The organism is Parasphingomonas zepuensis (genome assembly GCF_036663735.1).
In the GTDB taxonomy this organism is placed as follows: domain Bacteria; phylum Pseudomonadota; class Alphaproteobacteria; order Sphingomonadales; family Sphingomonadaceae; genus Sphingomonas.
In genome coordinates this window covers 463352-479840 of record NZ_JAXOJO010000001.1, presented here as the reverse complement: position 1 = coordinate 479840, position 16489 = coordinate 463352, and the positions used below count along the sequence as shown (strand labels likewise).

General features: G+C 68.5%; 17 protein-coding genes. 9 read left to right on the top strand and 8 right to left on the bottom strand.

The window, feature by feature from the left end; translation table 11 throughout:
* Window positions 1–40: 40 nt before the first annotated feature.
* From U1769_RS02390 to U1769_RS02380, 3 genes are all read right to left on the bottom strand, one after another.
* Window positions 41–946 (bottom strand): alpha/beta hydrolase family protein, encoded by a 906-nt coding sequence (locus U1769_RS02390; RefSeq protein WP_332711423.1) that lies wholly within the window; start codon window positions 944–946, stop codon window positions 41–43.
* Window positions 946–1389, bottom strand: a complete 444-nt coding sequence (locus U1769_RS02385) for an EF-hand domain-containing protein (protein WP_332711421.1) — start codon at window positions 1387–1389, stop codon at window positions 946–948. The genes U1769_RS02390 and U1769_RS02385 overlap by 1 nt, the downstream gene beginning before the upstream one ends.
* Before the next feature lie 61 nt (window positions 1390–1450).
* A complete protein-coding gene (locus tag U1769_RS02380; RefSeq protein WP_332711418.1) occupies window positions 1451–1933 on the bottom strand; it encodes a hypothetical protein in 483 nt (160 codons plus the stop codon).
* A 160-nt stretch (window positions 1934–2093) separates the two neighbouring features.
* Between U1769_RS02380 and U1769_RS02375 the strand changes: the two genes are divergently transcribed.
* Together U1769_RS02375 and U1769_RS02370 are read left to right on the top strand one after the other, a co-directional pair.
* Window positions 2094–2810, top strand: coding sequence for a response regulator (locus U1769_RS02375; protein ID WP_332711416.1), 717 nt, complete (start codon window positions 2094–2096; stop codon window positions 2808–2810).
* Complete coding sequence (locus U1769_RS02370) at window positions 2807–4147, top strand: ATP-binding protein (RefSeq protein ID WP_332711413.1); 1341 nt, start codon at window positions 2807–2809, stop codon at window positions 4145–4147. The genes U1769_RS02375 and U1769_RS02370 overlap by 4 nt, the downstream gene beginning before the upstream one ends.
* Before the next feature lie 62 nt (window positions 4148–4209).
* On the opposite strand, the gene U1769_RS02365 is transcribed toward U1769_RS02370, so the two are convergent.
* Window positions 4210–5652: a nicotinate phosphoribosyltransferase gene (locus tag U1769_RS02365; protein WP_332711410.1), complete on the bottom strand. Its 1443-nt coding sequence runs from the start codon at window positions 5650–5652 to the stop codon at window positions 4210–4212.
* A 117-nt stretch (window positions 5653–5769) separates the two neighbouring features.
* Between U1769_RS02365 and U1769_RS02360 the strand changes: the two genes are divergently transcribed.
* The 6 genes from U1769_RS02360 (at window position 5770) to U1769_RS02335 (ending at window position 10685) form a co-directional block, all read left to right on the top strand.
* Entirely contained in the window at window positions 5770–6849 is a 1080-nt protein-coding gene (locus tag U1769_RS02360) for an acyltransferase family protein (protein WP_332711407.1), read from the top strand.
* Window positions 6850–6881: 32 nt separating this feature from the next.
* Window positions 6882–7820 carry a hypothetical protein gene (locus tag U1769_RS02355; RefSeq protein WP_332711404.1) on the top strand — a complete coding sequence of 313 codons (939 nt, stop codon included), beginning with the start codon at window positions 6882–6884 and terminating at the stop codon, window positions 7818–7820.
* 60 nt (window positions 7821–7880) lie between these two features.
* The gene (locus tag U1769_RS02350) at window positions 7881–8900 is read left to right on the top strand and encodes a class I SAM-dependent methyltransferase (protein ID WP_332711401.1); all 1020 of its coding nucleotides are present in this window, start codon (window positions 7881–7883) and stop codon (window positions 8898–8900) included.
* 69 nt (window positions 8901–8969) lie between these two features.
* On the top strand, window positions 8970–9122 hold the full coding sequence (locus tag U1769_RS02345) for a hypothetical protein (RefSeq protein ID WP_332711399.1): 153 nt from the start codon (window positions 8970–8972) through the stop codon (window positions 9120–9122).
* Window positions 9123–9222: 100 nt separating this feature from the next.
* Complete coding sequence (locus U1769_RS02340) at window positions 9223–10080, top strand: Stf0 family sulfotransferase (RefSeq protein WP_332711396.1); 858 nt, start codon at window positions 9223–9225, stop codon at window positions 10078–10080.
* Window positions 10077–10685, top strand: a complete 609-nt coding sequence (locus U1769_RS02335) for a 2OG-Fe(II) oxygenase (protein WP_332711394.1) — start codon at window positions 10077–10079, stop codon at window positions 10683–10685. Before U1769_RS02340 ends, U1769_RS02335 begins: the two co-directional genes overlap by 4 nt.
* Before the next feature lie 39 nt (window positions 10686–10724).
* Here U1769_RS02335 and U1769_RS02330 read toward each other — a convergent pair whose 3' ends face one another.
* The 4 genes from U1769_RS02330 to U1769_RS02315 all read right to left on the bottom strand — a co-directional run bounded on the left by U1769_RS02330 (window position 10725) and on the right by U1769_RS02315 (window position 15162).
* On the bottom strand, window positions 10725–11024 hold the full coding sequence (locus U1769_RS02330; RefSeq protein ID WP_332711391.1) for a PqqD family protein: 300 nt from the start codon (window positions 11022–11024) through the stop codon (window positions 10725–10727).
* Window positions 11025–11090: 66 nt separating this feature from the next.
* Window positions 11091–12926 carry a RiPP maturation radical SAM C-methyltransferase gene (locus U1769_RS02325; protein ID WP_332711388.1) on the bottom strand — a complete coding sequence of 612 codons (1836 nt, stop codon included), beginning with the start codon at window positions 12924–12926 and terminating at the stop codon, window positions 11091–11093.
* A gap of 46 nt (window positions 12927–12972) precedes the next feature.
* The gene (locus tag U1769_RS02320; protein WP_332711385.1) at window positions 12973–14865 is read right to left on the bottom strand and encodes an asparagine synthetase B family protein; all 1893 of its coding nucleotides are present in this window, start codon (window positions 14863–14865) and stop codon (window positions 12973–12975) included.
* A gap of 36 nt (window positions 14866–14901) precedes the next feature.
* Complete coding sequence (locus tag U1769_RS02315; protein WP_332711382.1) at window positions 14902–15162, bottom strand: PqqD family protein; 261 nt, start codon at window positions 15160–15162, stop codon at window positions 14902–14904.
* A 273-nt stretch (window positions 15163–15435) separates the two neighbouring features.
* Here U1769_RS02315 and U1769_RS02310 point away from each other — a divergent pair, with 273 nt between their 5' ends.
* Window positions 15436–16488 carry a TauD/TfdA family dioxygenase gene (locus U1769_RS02310; RefSeq protein WP_332711379.1) on the top strand — a complete coding sequence of 351 codons (1053 nt, stop codon included), beginning with the start codon at window positions 15436–15438 and terminating at the stop codon, window positions 16486–16488.
* Window position 16489 lies beyond the last annotated feature (1 nt).

The following is a 16489-nucleotide window of genomic DNA, read 5'->3' as shown; positions in this document are numbered from 1 at the left end:
CCAACTAACCTGCCCGGCCGCCTGATGGCGGCCGTTCGGCTCAGCGCTTCTCGAAGAGATCGCCTGGCGGGAGCGTTGTGCCAAGCCGGTCGAGTTCGGCCTTCGCGGCCGCGTCGCCGCGCAGCGTCCAGCGCCAGAACAGGGTCGTGGCGCGCGCCACCACGTCGCGTACATGCGGCGCCGGCGTGCTGGCGGGGAGCGGGATATTGTCCTGCCCGCTGAACATGCGGTGGTTCGCGCCCTCCATCACCAGCAGATATTTGCCGCCCGGCGCCATGGCGCGGAACGGACGCTCGCGGTCCTGGGGCGTGACCTGGTTGAGCCAGGCGACCTGGTCTTTCGTCCCGGTGATCGAGAAGAAGGGCAGGGCGATCCTGCCGAACGCGCCCGCATCGCCGGCGGCGACGGGCGGCTGCGGGCTGAACGCGATCGCTGCCGTCACCCGGGGGTCGCCGAATGTCAGCCCGGCCATCGGGTAACGCTGCCCGGCAATCGCCAGCGTCGTCTGCGCGCCGAAGCTGTGGCCCGACATGCCGATGTGGTTCAGGTCGAGCCGGCGCAGGTCGCACCCGCCCTCGCGCCCGCGCTGCGCCAGCTGGTCGATCACGAAATGAACATCGTCGGCCCGCGCGCGCAGCTGCTCGATCGACATCGCGGTGCGAATCTCGCCCGTAGCGATGATTCCGCTGTCGCTGCCCGCATGCTGGAGGTGGATCACCGCGTCGCCGTCACGCGCCCATGCCTCGGCCCATAACGTGCCCGCGTCGAGATTGCCGCCCAGCCCATGGCTGAACAGGATCACCGGCACCTTGCCGCTGCCGGCCGGCATGCGGATGCGCACCGGCACGATCCGGTCGCGGGCGGTGTCGCGCCACTGCGCCTCGCAGACCATGGGCTCCTGTGCCGGCGCGATCAGCGCGGCGAGGGCGAGCAGGGCGGACATCATCACCCTTTCCGTTGCGCCTTGAGCGCCTCCAGCCGCTGCTTCGCCGCGGCCAGCTCGGCCTTGTCGATCCTGCCGTCGCTATTCGCATCGGCACGGTCGAAGATCAGCGTCGGCGCAGCGTCGAACTCCGCGCGCGTCACGCGGCCATCGCCATTCTTGTCCAGTTGCTCGATCACCGCGTCGAGCCGCTCGCCCGCCTGTGGGCGGAACTTCAGCATCCGGCCGAAATCGTCGCGGGCGACGACGCCGTCTCCATTGCGGTCCATCCTGGCGAACCGCGCGCTCCGCGCTGCGAGGAACTCGGCGCGGGTGATGACGCCGTCGCCATTGCCATCGGCATTGGCGAAGGGGTCCATCGCATCGCCGCGGCCGAACAATTGCGCGGTTGCCGGCGTCGCCAGCAGCACGCCGAGGGCGGCGGCAATCAGGAATCTCTGGGTCATCTCATATCCTTGTCATCGAAGGTGCGGCCGCGCCGGGAGGGGGCCGGCGCGGCCGCGGGCGTCAGGGGCGGGGGATCGTGCCGCTGACGGTTCGGGTGTTGCCATTCAGGCGCGTCACCGTGCTGTTGTAGCTCGCCGTGCCGTCGCCATTGTCGATCGCACTGGTCGATCGGCCGGTGGTGCGGCCGTCGCCGGTCGTCGTGGTGCGGCCGCCGCTATAGCTGCCATTGCCCCAGCTCGCGGTGCGCGCCGTGTCGTAACCGCGACCGTCATTGGTGTGCACGCTGCGGTCGCTCGCATAATGGCCCGGGCCATAGTCCCGGCTGCGCGACGCTTGGTAACCGCGCCCGCCATTGGTCTGCAGACTGCGATTGACCGAGGCGGCGCCGCGCTGGCGGTTCACCGAGCGGGTCTGCACCAGCCCGCGGCCATGCGCGCCCTGGATGCTGAGGACATGCCCGCGCGACCGGGCCTCGGCGGGTGTTGCGGACGCCGCGCCCAGGGCGACGGCGAGGGCGGCGAAACCCAGCATAGGCTTGTACATGACTGACTCCTTTGCACTGGCGGCGATCCGGCCGCCGCGCCCCGGCTTATGCAGCCATAGCGTAAGCCGTTGGCGTCGATCAGGTGTCACTTGGTTACAGTGTGTAACAGCGCCGCCGGCCCCCTTTCCCGCGACGCGCCGGCGGGGCAATCTGCCGGTCATGGAGAATAGCTGCATTGCCGTGGTCGAGGACGATCGGGAGATCCGGTCGATGGTCGTCGATCTGCTCGCACGCGAGGGCTTCCGCGCGATCGGTTGCCGCACCGCCGCCGAGTTCGATCAGCTCCACGAACGCCAGCGAGTCGATCTTGCCGTGCTCGACGTGATGCTGCCCGGGGAGGACGGCCTGTCGCTGTGCCGCCGGTTGCGCGCCGCCGGCGATGTATCGATCCTGATGGTCACTGCGCGCGGTGACGATGTGGATCGGATCGTCGGGCTCGAGATCGGCGCCGACGATTATCTGCCCAAGCCGTTCAACCCGCGGGAGCTGGTCGCGCGCGTCCGCGCCATCCTGCGCCGCACGCGCGAACAGCACCGCGTGACCGCCGCGCTTCCGGTCGAGCGCTACCGTTTCGGCGGCTGGCTGATTGATGTCGGCGCGCGTCGCCTCGCCTGCGCGGCGGGTGAGGAGCTCGATCTGACCGCTGGCGAATTCGATCTGCTGCTGTGCTTCGTCACGCATCCGCAGCGCGTGCTCAACCGCGATCAGCTGCTCGATTGGACGCGCGGCCGCAGCGCCGCCGCGTTCGATCGTGCGGTCGACGTGCAGCTCAGCCGGCTGCGCCGCAAGCTCGCCGACCGGCCCGGCGGCGCCGCGCTGATCAAGACGGTGCGCGGCGGCGGCTATCAGTTCACGCTTGGGGTCGAACGGGCATGACCATTGCCTCGAACCTCTCGCTGCGCATCACCGCCATCCTGCTCGCCGGCTTTGTAGCGCTGCAATTGCTGATCGTCGCGGCGACTACGCTGCCGTCGCGCGGCGACGATCGGCGACCCTATAATCTCCCGCTGCCCGAACAGGCGCGTACGATGGTCGAGGCGATCGACCGGACGCCGGGCGCCCAGCGCGCCAGCCTGGTCGAGGCCCTCAACGGCGGCCTGTACAGCGTGTCGCTCGCGCCCGCCTTGCCGGCGACGGCGGCCGAGCCGACGCCGGACCTCGTGGTGCTGTCGGCCTATTATGCTCGCGCCCTGCCCGGGCGGGCGATCGCGGTGAACGGCCGGCGGCCGCGGCTCGGCCGGCTGGTCGGATCGCGCCCGCGCCCGGCGCGCTTCTTCGCGCCCGTTTCCGTCGCGATCGGGCTGGGCGACGGCGGCGCGGTGGTGCTGAGCAGCCAGCCCTCCCCGGCGATGCGGCATTATCTCCGCTCGCGCTCGTGGGTGGGTGCGCTTGGCGGGCTGATCCTGCTGGTCGCACTCGGCCTTGCGGTGCGCCAGACGACCAAGCCGCTGGTGCGCCTGTCGCACGGCGTGCGCCGCTTCGGCACCAGCCTCGACGCACCGGACCTGCCCGTCACCGGCCCGCGCGAAGTGCGCGAGCTTTCCTCCTCCTTCAACGAGATGAAGGGCCGGATCCGCGACCTGATGGCGGAGCGTACCCGCATGCTCGCTGCCATCGCGCACGACATGCGCACCTATCTCACCCGGCTTAGGCTGCGGGCCGAATTCATCGACGATCCCCGCCACCGCGAGGGTGCGGTGCGCGATCTGGACGAGATGGCGGCGCTGCTCGACGATACGCTGTTCCTCGCCCAGGGCGAGGCCGATCGTGCGCCGCCCGGCGAGCTCGATCTCGCGGCGGCGGCGCTGGCGCTGGTCGCGGTGCGGCAGGAACTGGGCGATGCGGTTATGATCGAGCCGCCCGCCGGCCCCCTGCCGGTGCGGGCGACCGCGCTCTCGGTGCGGCGCATCCTCGGCAACCTGATCGACAACGGCCTGCGCTACGGCACCGCCGTCGCCGTGCGCCTCGCGCCGGCGGCCGGGCATGTAGATCTGATCGTCGAGGATGACGGCCCGGGCGTTCCGCCTGAAATGCTCGCGCGGCTCGGCGAGCCGTTCAACCGCCTCGATGCCTCGCGCAACCGCGAGACCGGCGGCGCCGGCCTGGGCCTCGCCATCGTCCGCGCGCTTGCCGGGCATGACGGCGCGACGGTGACGTTCACCAACCGCGACTCAGGCGGCCTGCGGGTGACGGTGCATTATCCGATCCGCTGACGCGCGACCCTCCCGGAAGAAGCGTTGACCGCATTTTTCCCGGAAACTCGGAAAGGCCAGGGTCAGTGTGGCGCTTCGTTGGCCACAATGCGGTGCCGGATCTGCGTCAGCGATTCGTCGACCAGCAGCTGGCCGTCGCGCCACACCGGCCGCAACAGGTTGCGCTGCCCGTCGAGCGGCTCGAACCGTTCGCCGTCCACCGGCACCGTCGCATATCCGGCGCCCGCCGCGACCAGCCCGAGCAGCCCGCGCTTCGAGCGCTTGGCGCTGTCGGTCGCCGGGTCCTTGAAAACGTCGCGCCACGCACCGCCGACATCGACCGCGCTGGTCTTGTAGGCGAAGCCGAGCGTATCGCGGTCGAGCCGCTGCAGCAGCGCGCCGCCCATGCCAAAGGCGATGTTGCTCGCTGAAAAGCCGTCGGCGATGATCCGGTCGAGGATCGCGCCGATGCTCGTCGGGTTGACCCCGTCGCCCTGGATGATGCGCACATTCTTCAGCACGCGGTACCCCTTGCCATTGGTCTCGCTGCCGAAGCGTTCCGCCAGCAGCGCCATCGTCTTCGCAACGACGGTTACGGGATCGCCGCTGTCCGGCCGCACCACCAGCGTCGCGCCGCTGTCCACCACGCGCTGGCGGAGCTGCTCGCCCCACAGATGGTCGACCGCATTGTAGAGATCATAGCTGTCGGAGACGACCGCATAGACCGCGCCTGGCTTGCCGAACTGCGCGATCATATTGGCATAGGCGTCCACCTCATGCGTGCGGCCCCAGCTGGTGATCGTGCTGTGCTCGGCGGCGGGGATGCTGAACCCGGCCATCGGCTCGTTGTAGAGCCGCCGCGCCGCGACGATCGCCGACAGCGTATCGGTGCCCTTGAAGTTCACCAGGTGCGCCATCCCGCCCAGCGCCGCGCTGGCCTCGCTGGAAACGCCGCGCGCGCCGAAATCATGCAGCTTGAACGGCAGTTCGGCCGCGGGATCGTCGGCCGTCGCCTCGAGCGCGGCGCGGAGGCGCTGGCGGACATGCCAGCTGATCGTCGCGACCGTCACCGGATACCAGATGCGCAGCAGCGCGGTTTCGACATAGCTGGTCAGCCAGGGGAAATCCGGATCGGTGTTGACCACCGTCATCATCGCCTCGTGCTCTGGCACGATCGTCCCTTCCGGCACCGCGCGGATCTCGATCGGCAGCCGGCCCTCATGGCGCTGCAGCAGCTGGTTCCAGCCATGCGCGTTGAACGGCACGCCGTGGTCGCGCAGCACGTCCTGCGCCTCGTCCACGTCGCGGCGGGTGATCGGCCGGCCGAATTCCTGCTTCAGGATTGCCTGCAGGCCGAAGAACACCGCCTGGTCATACGCTCCGCCGCGGCTCTCGGCATAAGCGAACACGCGGCGCGTGTCGGGCGGATATTGCAGGAAATGGCTTGTCTTGTAGCTGTCGGTGTTCAGGACCGGATTGATCATGCGGAACGGCGCCCCCGGGTCGGCGCGCCAGCCGCGCGTCATGCATCCGATCTAGGCCCGTGCCCGTCGCGATCAATCGGTAAATGTCGGGCGGGCATTTATCCGGGCCCGGCCTTGCCGCAGTCGGCGAAAGCGTGCTTGTGGGCGGCCGGGGGAGTGATGGGGACCGATAAATACGCGCTCGTTGGGCGGATAGACTGGCTGGATTATCTCCGGCTGCTGTGCGCGGTCATGGTCATGCTCGATCATTTTGCCCTGGTCGGGCTGGATCCGCGGGTGTCGAACGGCATCACCGGCTACGGTCTGCTCACTGAAATCGGGCGGTTCGGCAATATCGCCCTGTTCGTCTTCTTCATGATAAGCGGCCTGGTCATCACGCTGATCGCTCAGTCGCAAAGCGCGGCCAGCTTCGTCACCCACCGCGCCAGCCGGATTTATCCGACCTTCCTGCTGTGCCTGACCATCACCACTCTGCTATCGCCGTTCGGGCCGGCCCGCTTCGCCGTCACCCTCCCGCAATATCTCGCCAACCTCACCATCCATCCGATGGCGTTCGGCTATCGCTTGGTCGATGCATCCTATTGGACCCTGCCGGTCGAGATCGCCTTTTACGCGGCGGTGGTCGTGGTGATCATGGCCGGCTGGATCAGGCATCTCCAGGCCGTGGTCGCGGCCTGGGTCCTGCTGCAACTCGCCTGCGCCCCCTTTTTTCCGAACCCGCCGCTATTCGGCTATATCTACTCCTTCTTCGCTGCCGGCGCCGTGTTCGCCTTGCTGTACCAGCGCCGCAACGAATGGCTGAACTACGGCCTGCTCGCGATCTCGTTCCTGCTGTGCCAGCGCTGCGTCTTCATCGTCGCGCGCCAGGCGAGCTTCGACCCCTGGATCGGCGCCGCGGCGATCACGCTCGTCTTCGCGCTGTTCCTCTTCATGCGCGGCCGCCAGGTCGATCTGCCCTGGGCGCGGCGCATCGGGTCGCTCACCTATCCGCTCTATCTGCTGCATTTCCATGTCGGCCTCACCCTGATGTCCTGGTGGGTCAGCGAAGCCAATAAATGGGTGATGCTGGTGGGCATCATGCTGGCCCTGATCGCGCTGAGCGTCCTGATCGACGACGTGGTCGAATTTCGTGGGCGGCGGTTGTGGTCCCGTTTCTTCCGGGCGACGATCGCCCGGCCCTTCGCCTGGGTCGAGGCGCGACGTGCGCAGGCACCGCCGGGCAGCGGTTTGGGCGGGTGACGCGATCCACCGTCTGCGATAAGGCGCGGCGCGTGACCTTCGATTATCTTTTTGGCGGCCTCTTCATCCGTTCGGCGCTTTCCATCGATGGCCTGCGCAGTCATCCGTCGCCCGCCGGCCAGCCCGATATCCTGCTCACGGCGGAGATCGGCGCGCCGCCCGTGGCTGACCGCGATCATTATCGCTGGCCCGGCCGCTACGGCCTCAGGCTCGGCACGTATCGCGGGCAGTGGCTGATGCAGTCGTCCTTCGACGGCAGCTTCCTGATCGCGCGCGACGGGCGCAGCATCCATGTCGTCTGCGAAGCGGTGCCGCCCGGTCCGGCGCTGGCCGACGTGCTCGTCCGCCGCGTGCTGCCGCGCGTGACGACCCTGTCCGGGGCGACCGCGATCCATGCCGCCGCGCTGGCCGGCCAGGATGGCGGCCTGTTGCTGCTGGGGCCGTCCGGCGCGGGCAAATCGACGCTTTCCGCCGCGCTTGCCCACTTCCTCGGCTGGGAAATCCTCAGTGACGACATCTCGATCCTGCGGGAGAAGGATGAGGTGCCGATGCTCGCCGCCGCGGCGACCGGCGTCTGCGTCTGGCCGCAATCGCGCGAAGGGCTGGGGCTGCCGCAGGCCGATTGTTTCGCCATGCCGGGCTATGACGGCAAGCTGCGCTACGATCCGCGGCGCGAGAGGATGACCGGCGCCGTCCCCTTGCGCGGTTTCGTGTTCCTCAATCGCTCGGCGGATTGCGCAGAACCGCAGGTCGAGCGCCTGTCGCTGGCGACGGGCGTGGCACAGGTCGTGCCGCAGGTCATCCGCTTCAATCCCGAGGGCGCGAGCAGTGCCGAGCGGATCGCCGGGCTGGTGGCGTTGACCGGGGCGATGCGCACGGCGCCGGTCTGGCGGTTGTCCTATCCGGCATCCTACGCCGCATTGCCGACGGTCGCGGCGACGCTCGGCGCTCTGGCGACGACGCCATTGTGATGCACGGCGAGGTTGCGTAACGCTGGCGCGATGCGTGACCGGACCAGCGATCTCCTGACAATGTTGCCCCTCGTCGAGGGCAATCCCCAGGCGATGGTCGCGCTGGCGCGGCAACTGGCCGCGGCGGGCGAGGGGGCCCGGGCGCTCGATCTGGCGGCCCGTGGGTCGGCACTGGCTCCGGAAGACGGCGAAGTGCGGACGCTCGCCGCCGAGGTGCTGAGCAATGGCGTACCGCGCTGGCATTTCGTCATCGTGCGCGATCGCGTGCGCAACGATGCTTATGAGGCAGCGCTCAAGCGCGCGATCGTGCCGGGTTGCCGGGTACTCGAAATCGGCACCGGCACGGGATTGCTGGCGATGATGGCGGCGCGTGCCGGTGCAGAGGTGGTGACGTGCGAGGCCGATCCGGCGGTCGCCCTGGCCGCGCGCGACGTGGTTGCCGCCAACGGCCTGTCGGATCGCGTCCGGGTGGTCAACAAGCACTCGACGGCGCTCGATCTCGCCGATCTCGGCGGTCCGGCCGATATCCTGGTGTCGGAAATCGTCAGCAACGATATGGTCAGCGAAGGCGTCCTGCCGGCGCATGAGGACGCCGTTCCCCGGCTGCTCCGGCCCGGCGGCGCCGTTATTCCCGCGCGCGGCCAGGTCCGCGTCGCGCTGGCCGAGGACAGTGGCTGGGATCGCGGCCGGGTCGAGTCGGCCAGCGGCTTCGATCTCACCCCGTTCAATCGCCTGGCGCAGCCCTATCGCGAAATTCCGGTCGAAAGCGATCGCCTCACGCTGCGCAGCGATCCGGCCGATCTGTTCGATTTCGATTTCGCGTCGGGCGGTCCCTGGCCGGCGCTGCGCGGCGCGGCCTTGCTCGAATCGAGTGGCGGCCGGGTCAACGGTATCGTGCAATGGATCGCGCTCGATATGGACGATCACGGGCGCTACGAGAATCGGCCAAAGGCAGGCGTGCCATCTTGTTGGGGAGCGATCTTCTGGTCGTTCGGGCGTGTCCTGGAGACGGTTGCGGGTCAGAAGATCGGGATCGCGGCACGCCACGAGAAGGACCGGATCCGCCTGTGGCGCGACTAAACGTTGCTTTTTCGCGATTGCCGCGTTACGGACTCGCTACGAGTAGATGTTCTTGAAAGGGATTGGCCAATGGATCCGCGCAACGATATCGCGACGACAGAGGCGCTTGAAGCTCCGGCGCGGGAAGCCTGGATCAAGCCGGAAATCGCTTCGTTCGAGCCGGTCAAGGCCGCTGAAGGCATTTCCTACCGCCCGACGGACGGCATCAGCAACCTGACCTGAGGGTTTTGGCGCACCCGCGCCCCCCGCGCGCGCCTGCCGGTTCGATCGATCCCGGCAGGCGGACAGCGCCCGACGGACACTTGGCGGAAGCTGCGAGATAGTGACCTCCCCGCCGGATTCGACGTCGCGTCGGCCCCATTACGATCTGTCCACCGCTGCCCATGATTATCCCGTCCGGGATGGTCCTCCCGCACGCACGATCCTGATCTGCACCCATCCCCGCTCGGGCAGCACGCTGGTCGGGGAGGCGCTGTATTTCGCAGGCGGCATGGGCTGCCCGCTCGAATATTTCCATGCCGGCTTTCGTCCGGCGCTGGCGGCGCGCTGGGGCGCTGCGGAAATCCATGGCTATCTCGGCGCCGTCAGCCGTCACCGCACCGATCCGGGCGGTGTCCTGGCGGTCAAGCTGTTCTGGCGCGACGTAGAGGAGCTTGCGCTCGAACTCGATCCGGCCCGCTTCGCCGCGCTGAACGGCGCCGGCCCCGCCGCCACGCCGCCCGCCGTCTACCGCGATCTCGCCGCGCTGCTGACCGGGCTGTTCCCGGCGCCGGCCCTTGTGCATCTCCGCCGGCACGATCGGTTGCGCCAGGCCATTTCGGCCATGGTGGCGAGCGAGACCGGCCAGTGGCGCGAGATCCCGGGGATCACCGCGCCGGCGGCGGAGACTCGTCCAGCGTTCGATTCGGAACGGCTCGAACGGTTGATGGGCTATTCGGATCATTGCCACGGCCATTGGCGCAATCTCTTCGCCGCCATGGGCGTCGCGCCGCACGAACTGAGCTACGAAGCGCTGGTCGCCGATTATCGGCAGGCGATCGCCGCGCTGTTCGCTCGGTTCGGCAGCAATGCGAAGCCGCCGCCGGTCCGCATGCGCCGCCAGGCCGACGGCCATAGCGAAGCGCTCGCCCTGCGTTATCTGCGCGAGCGTGCCGCCCGACTGGTCGAAACCGCGCCATGACAGCAACGATCGGCCTGATGACCCCGCATCTGCGCTCGACGGACTTTCTCCCGCCCGACGAGCATGCGGCGCTGCTGGACTGGACGATCGCCGGCGCGGCCGGCTTCGTCCCGGCCGGTCTTGCCGGGAATCGCGTCGATCCGGCGGTACGCAACGCGCTCACCCTGCGCGATCTCGGCCCGCACCACGCTATCCTGGAATCGCGCGTGCGCGCCGCGGTCCCGGGCTGGATCGCGGCGCTGCGCGTCACGCCCTTCGCGATCAGCGAAGTCGAACTCGAACTCGCCGCGCATAATGACGGCGCGCATTTCACGCTCCATTCGGACACCTATACCCGCGATCAGCGCGCCCGCGGGGATCGCATGCTGAGCGCGGTCTATTATTTCCACCGGGAACCGCAGGGCTTCAGCGGCGGCTGCCTCAGGCTGCACCGCATCGGTGCGCAGGTCGGTGACACGGGGATCGATGTGCCGCCGGCGCAGAACAGCCTGGTGGTCTTCCCGTCCTGGGCACCGCACGAGGTGCTACCGGTCAGCTGCCCGTCCCGCGCCTTCGCCGATTCGCGCTTCGCGGTGAACTGCTGGATCTATCGCGCGCGCGATTAGACGGAATTGCTCAGAGGAAATCCATCCGGCAAAAAGCTGTTAGGCCGGCGTCTCGATCACCAGCAGCTCCCGGTTGAGCAGGTCGGTGATGAATTCGGCGGCATCGCGCCGGCATGTCGCCGCATCGACCTCATAGACCTGCTCGAGTTCGGCGTAGAGCGCGGACAGCGGGCGCGGCGTCTCGACGAGGCCCCAGATCCGGGCGGCGGTCTTGTTGAGCTGGAAGAAATAGCCGCTGTCGACATCGAGCAGGATCGCCTCGTCGACGACGTCGGCCGAGACCAGCGTCGGCTTGCGGCCGATCAGCACATTTTCGTCGATCAGGGCGGCATGGGTCATCGCGAACTCCTTCTATCGGCCGAGTTCATGGTCAGGCGATTGCGCGATGGCAAGCCCGAACCACGCTCAGGCCGCGGGTTCGAGCGGCCGCCCGGCCGGTGCGCGTGCGGCAGCCACCACCTCCGGGCGCGGGCGCACGACGACGCTCATCAGCCTGCCTTCATGCTCGATCGCGAAAGCGCGCTCGACCAGCCAGTCGGCTTCAGCCGCCAGCGCCGGATCGAGCCCGTCGCGCGCCCGCGGCCGCTCGAACTGGGCCAGCGCGTCATATTGGCTGGGGGAGAGAGGCGTCATCGGTGCCGTGGCGATCGCGCGGGTATCGAGCACCACGGCGGTGCTGCCCACTTTCACCAGTTGCAGGATCGGCCGCCGCGCGGTCGACCAGGCGCTTTTCCACTCGGCGACCGCGGCGTGCAGCTGCGCCACCAGATCGGGCCGATCGAGCAGCTCGGTCGAATAGCTGCCGTCGAAATGATAGGCGACGTCCGCCGCCGGCACCTCGGGCGGATACAGCGCGCGATAGGATTCGAACGGCCGCACCGCACCGATGCCCAGCCCCACCGGATCCTTGTAATAGGGGCTGAAGCGATCGATCAGGATCTGGTGCGCTGCGTTCGGCGGCTCCAGATGCGTGAGCCGCGGCATCACCGCGATCATCGCCTCGTAATGCGCTGCGGCCTCCCCCGGGAAACCGTAGATGATACCCCATTGCACCTGGATGCCGACGCCGGCGCAGCTGCGCAGCAGGGCGATGTTCTGTTGCGCCGACACGCCCTTGCGCATCAGCCGGAGCAGGTCGGACGAGAGCGATTCGATGCCGGGCTGGATCGCAACCACGCCGCCCCGCGCCAGCACATCGACCTGCGCTTCGCTCAGATTGGCCTTGATCTCGTAGAACAGCTTCATCCGCGGCTCCGCCTCGGCCAGGGCGGGCATCAGGTCGGTCAGATAATGGTGCGGCATGATGTTGTCGGTCAGGTGGATATGGTCCACGTCCCACGCGGCGAGTTCGGCCAGCTCGGCCATCACCAGCGGCGCCGGCTTGTCGCGGAACGCCATGCCTTCGCCGTTCAGCCCGCAAAAGGTGCAGTGGTTCTTCGCCCCCCACCAGCACCCGCGCGATGTCTCCATGGTCAGGAAGCGCGGCAGCCAGCCGGGCAGGGCGCCCGCCGCCTGCAACGGCCGCAGCGCCGCGAAGAAATCGCTGAAGTCGGGTGCGCTCGTCGTGCGCATGTCGCGGATCGGCTCGCTGCGGATGATCCGGGTGCTGGGGCGCACGCCGCCGCGCACCAGCCGCTCGCAGAAATCGGGAAAGTCGTCATCCGATTCGCCGGCGAAGAAATGATCGATCCAGGGGAAGGCCGCGGCGAGTCCGTCGCAGATCGGCCAGGCGACATTGGCGCCGCCCATGACGATGCAGATGTCGGGTGCTGCCTCCTTCACGCGCCGCGCCACCGCCGCACAGGCGAGATTCTGCTCGAAGGTCGATGATACGCCCAGGATGCGCGGCCTGAGCGCGAGCACCTGCTCGACCACCAGGTCGAGCGCCGGCCCGATCGCCGGACCGATGGCGTCATGGATAGCCTGGAGCGCGCCCGGCAACGGCGCGGCTTCGGGCAGCCGCAGCGCGGTTTCCGGCGGATAGGCATGCGGGCGATAGAGCCGCTCGCCCAGCATCGTCCGCATCGGCGCCTCGCACACCGCGTCGTAAGTCTCCAGGCCGGCGCCGGCCGCCAGCAACAGGTTGCCGTACAGGATGCGCGTCGTCAGCCCGCGGGCCTGGCACGCCGTCTTCAGGATCGCCGTGCCGAGATGCGGGAAATGGACTGAGCTGAAGGCAGGCAGAACGAGGCAGATATCTGCCCCGCGATCCGTTGGTTCGTGCGATTGCCCGCGCTCCATCGGGCCAGTCTATCAGAGAATCGCGATCAGGCGAATCCTCGCCGTTTCAGAGCCCGACGGCATTCTCCAGCCACAGGTCCATCGCCAGCGCGAACCACACCGGGCCCCAGGGCGCGTCCGGGATCGGACCGCTCGATCCCTCCTTGCGCCATTTGGTGAAGGGCGCGTGGAGCGCCGCGATCCGGTCCGGATCGATCCAGCCGAGCTTGGCCGGCAGCAGCTCGCGCGCCGGGCGCCGCTCGAACAGCTCGTCGACCGCATCGACGATATGGCCGACGAAATAGGCCTTGGTGGTGCGCGTGCGGACCAGCTCGGGCAAGGTCCCGCGCATCGCCTCGCGCAGCAGGAATTTCCGGCAATTCTGCTTGCGCAGCACATTGCCCGACGCGCCCATGAAAAAGCCGGCGAGCCGCGCGTCGTGAAAGGGATGGCGCGTCTCGACGCCCTGGCTCTCGCAATAGGCGAAGACCGGTTCATAGCCGATATGGCGGCGCGGGTGGCGGAACACGCTGTAGCGCGTCTGCTGCGTGAAGCCCTTCAGCCCGTCGCGCGGGATCTCCTCGCGCCAGCGCTGCTCCAGGCCGGTTCGCGCGATCCATTCGGGGCGCAGCCAGTCGGTCTTGTCCAGCCGGAAATCGAGATGCGGCTGCAGCAGCGCCTCGCGGTGCCGCGGGCTGATCAGCGGCATCAGCGCCGGATAGAGCGTGCGCCGCGCGATCACATGGGTCGGCGAATCCGGCCATTGCTGCGCGCCGTGGCGGAACAGCGATGCCCATTGCCCGCGCAGCAGCAGATCGGGCCAGTGCGCGTAGGATCCGTTGAGCCAGTCGTCGCCGCCCTCGCCGGTCAGCAGGATGCGGCGGCCGTCCTGGCGCAGGCGCCGGCATACCGACACCGTCGTATCGAGCGTGTTGGGGCGCAGCGGCAATTGATAGGAATCGGCGCACCATTGTGCCGCCGCGTCCGGATCGAACGGGTGCGCGCCGACCACTTCGGCGGTGACGCCGGCATGGATCTCCACGGCCCGGCTCCATTCGGTCTCGTCATGCGGCTCCCCCGGGAAGCGTGCGCTGATCGCGCCCACCGCGCCCATCCGGCCATCGCGGTGCAGTTCGGCGGCGCGGCAGACGATCGAGGAGGAATCGAGTCCGCCGGACAGTTGCGACGTCACCGGCCCGGCGGCGCGCCCTGCCGAAACCAGCGCCTGATCGAACAGTTCGCGAAACTTCTCGACATGCTCGTCGAGCGACAGGTGCGACAGATCCTCGAACGGGCCGCCATGCCAGACGGAGAGATGCACCTGGCCCCCCCGCAGCACGACTGCACCGCCCTGCGGCACGCGGTGGACGTCGCGCCAGAACGTGTCGGTCTCGCTGACGAAGCGCGCCGCCAGGAACTCGGCGATCGCGCCCTCGTTGAGCCGTCGGTCGAGGCCAAGGCCCAGCACCAGCCCGCGCGGCTCGGTGGCGAAGCCGAAGCGGCGCCCGTCGAACGTCCACAGCAACGGACGCCAGCCATAAGGGGATCGCAGCAGCAACAGGCGTTGTTCGCGCTGCTCCCAGATCGCGATGGCATAGTCGCCGACCAGCCGCTGTACGAAATCGTCGCCGGTCCGGTCGAACAGGGCGAGCGCGATCTCGCCGTCAGGGGCGGTGGACGGCGGCGCGTCCGGCCCGAGCAGCGTCAGCAGCTCGGCGCGGTTGTCGATCCGGCCGTCGAACACCATCACTGCGCCGGAACGCGGGCTGACGAAGGGCTGGATCTCGCCCTGCGCCTCGGTCGTGGTGGCGTGGGCGAAGCGGATCAGCCCGGCCGGCCCCTGCTGCCACCGCGTGACGCCGTCGAACCCGCGCGAGGCGGATGCGCCCACGATCCGCGCCAGCACCCCATCGTCCATGTCGCGGCCGTCGACGAAGACGGCACCGGCGATGGCACTCATTGCGCCGCCCCGCGCCGGAGGCGGATCGGGTTGATCTCACGCTTCTTCAACGAGCAACCCTTTCTCCAGAGCCAGGGCGATGAACGCGTCGACACCTTCCCGGATCTCGGCGTGCGGTGCGCCATAGCGGGCGGCCAGCGCCTCGGCGCAGGCCGCCGGCGTCTGCGTGTCGATCAGCCCGCGCCAGATCGCCGCGGCCGTCGCATTCAGGATGTGATAGGTCCCGTCGCGCATGTCGAACAGCGCCAGTTCGCCGTCCACCGGGTGCCACGAAACATGCGAAGCGATCGTCACCATTTCTTCGCGAGTCGCACGGTCTTTGCGCTGACGCAAGCAGCGTGCGGGATTTTAGCGGCGCACCGTTAATGGGAATTCAGAAGCCGCGCGACAGCCCCGCCGCGGCAAGCTCGACTGTTGGGTGCTGCCCGGCGTTTCATCGCCGACGCGGCGATATTGGTGAAGCGGCTGGGCACCTGCCTGAGCCGCGAAAGCCCGTTCGCCATGCCCGGATGACTGTACGGGCGGGCGCTTCGATGCCATATTTCGCCCCGCTACATGGAGAATCGCCGCATGTTCGAACCTGCCGCCATCGATCATCCGAGCGCCTGGACGAGCGCTGCGCTGGGCGGCCGCGAGGGGCTCACCCACCGGCTCGGCGCAGGGCATATCGCGGCGCTCGACCGGGCGGCCGAGGCGCTGGCCGATCGGCCGCTCGCGGCGATCGGGCGCGACAGCTTCGCCGATCCGGCGATCGCCGATCTGATGCAGGCAGTGAAGTTCGAGCTGCGGCACGGCCGCGGCGCGATCATCCTGTCCGGCGTCGATATCGGCCGGTATGGTGAGGATGTCTTCGGCAAGCTCTATTGGGGCCTTGGCAGTTTCCTCGGGCGGCGCGCGATCCAGAGCCCGAAGGGCGATCTGCTCGGCCGGGTCGAACAGAATGAGGATAATCCCCAGGGGCGCGGCTATCAGAGCAATATCGAGCTCGGTCCGCACACCGATTTCCACGAACTGCTCAGCCTCGCGTCGGTGCGCCTCGCCGAAAGCGGCGGGCAGAGCGGCGTGGTGAGCAGCCTCGCGATCTACAACGTCATCGCTCGCGAACGGCCCGATCTGCTCCCCGCGCTGGAGGAAGGCTATTTCTTCGATCTCGGCAATGGCAGCAACACGGATTACAGGATCCCGGTGTTCGGCCGGGTCGGCAACCTCGTCAGCTGTTATCTCCACCCGATGTTCATGCTCAACGCGGCGGCGCAGGCGCAGACCGATCTGCCCCAGGGCCTGCGCGACGCGCTCGATTTCGTCGGCGCGGTGGCCCGGCGGCCGGAGATTGCGGCAAGCTTCGTGCTGCAGCCGGGCGAGATGCTGTTCTGGCACAATTTCACCGTGCTCCACTCGCGCACCCATTTCGAGAACAGCGCGAGCCGGAAACGGCTCATGCTGCGGCTATGGATGCACGCCGATGATGGGCGGCCGATGCCGCGCGGCTTCATCGAAAAGGCCGAGCAGATGGATGCGATGCACGGCCGCGGCGAGGCGGGGGTACGCTATGATCTCCCCGCCCTGCGCGAGATGCTCGAACGCCGCCGCCAGGCCGAACAGGCACAGACCGCGGACGCCTGAA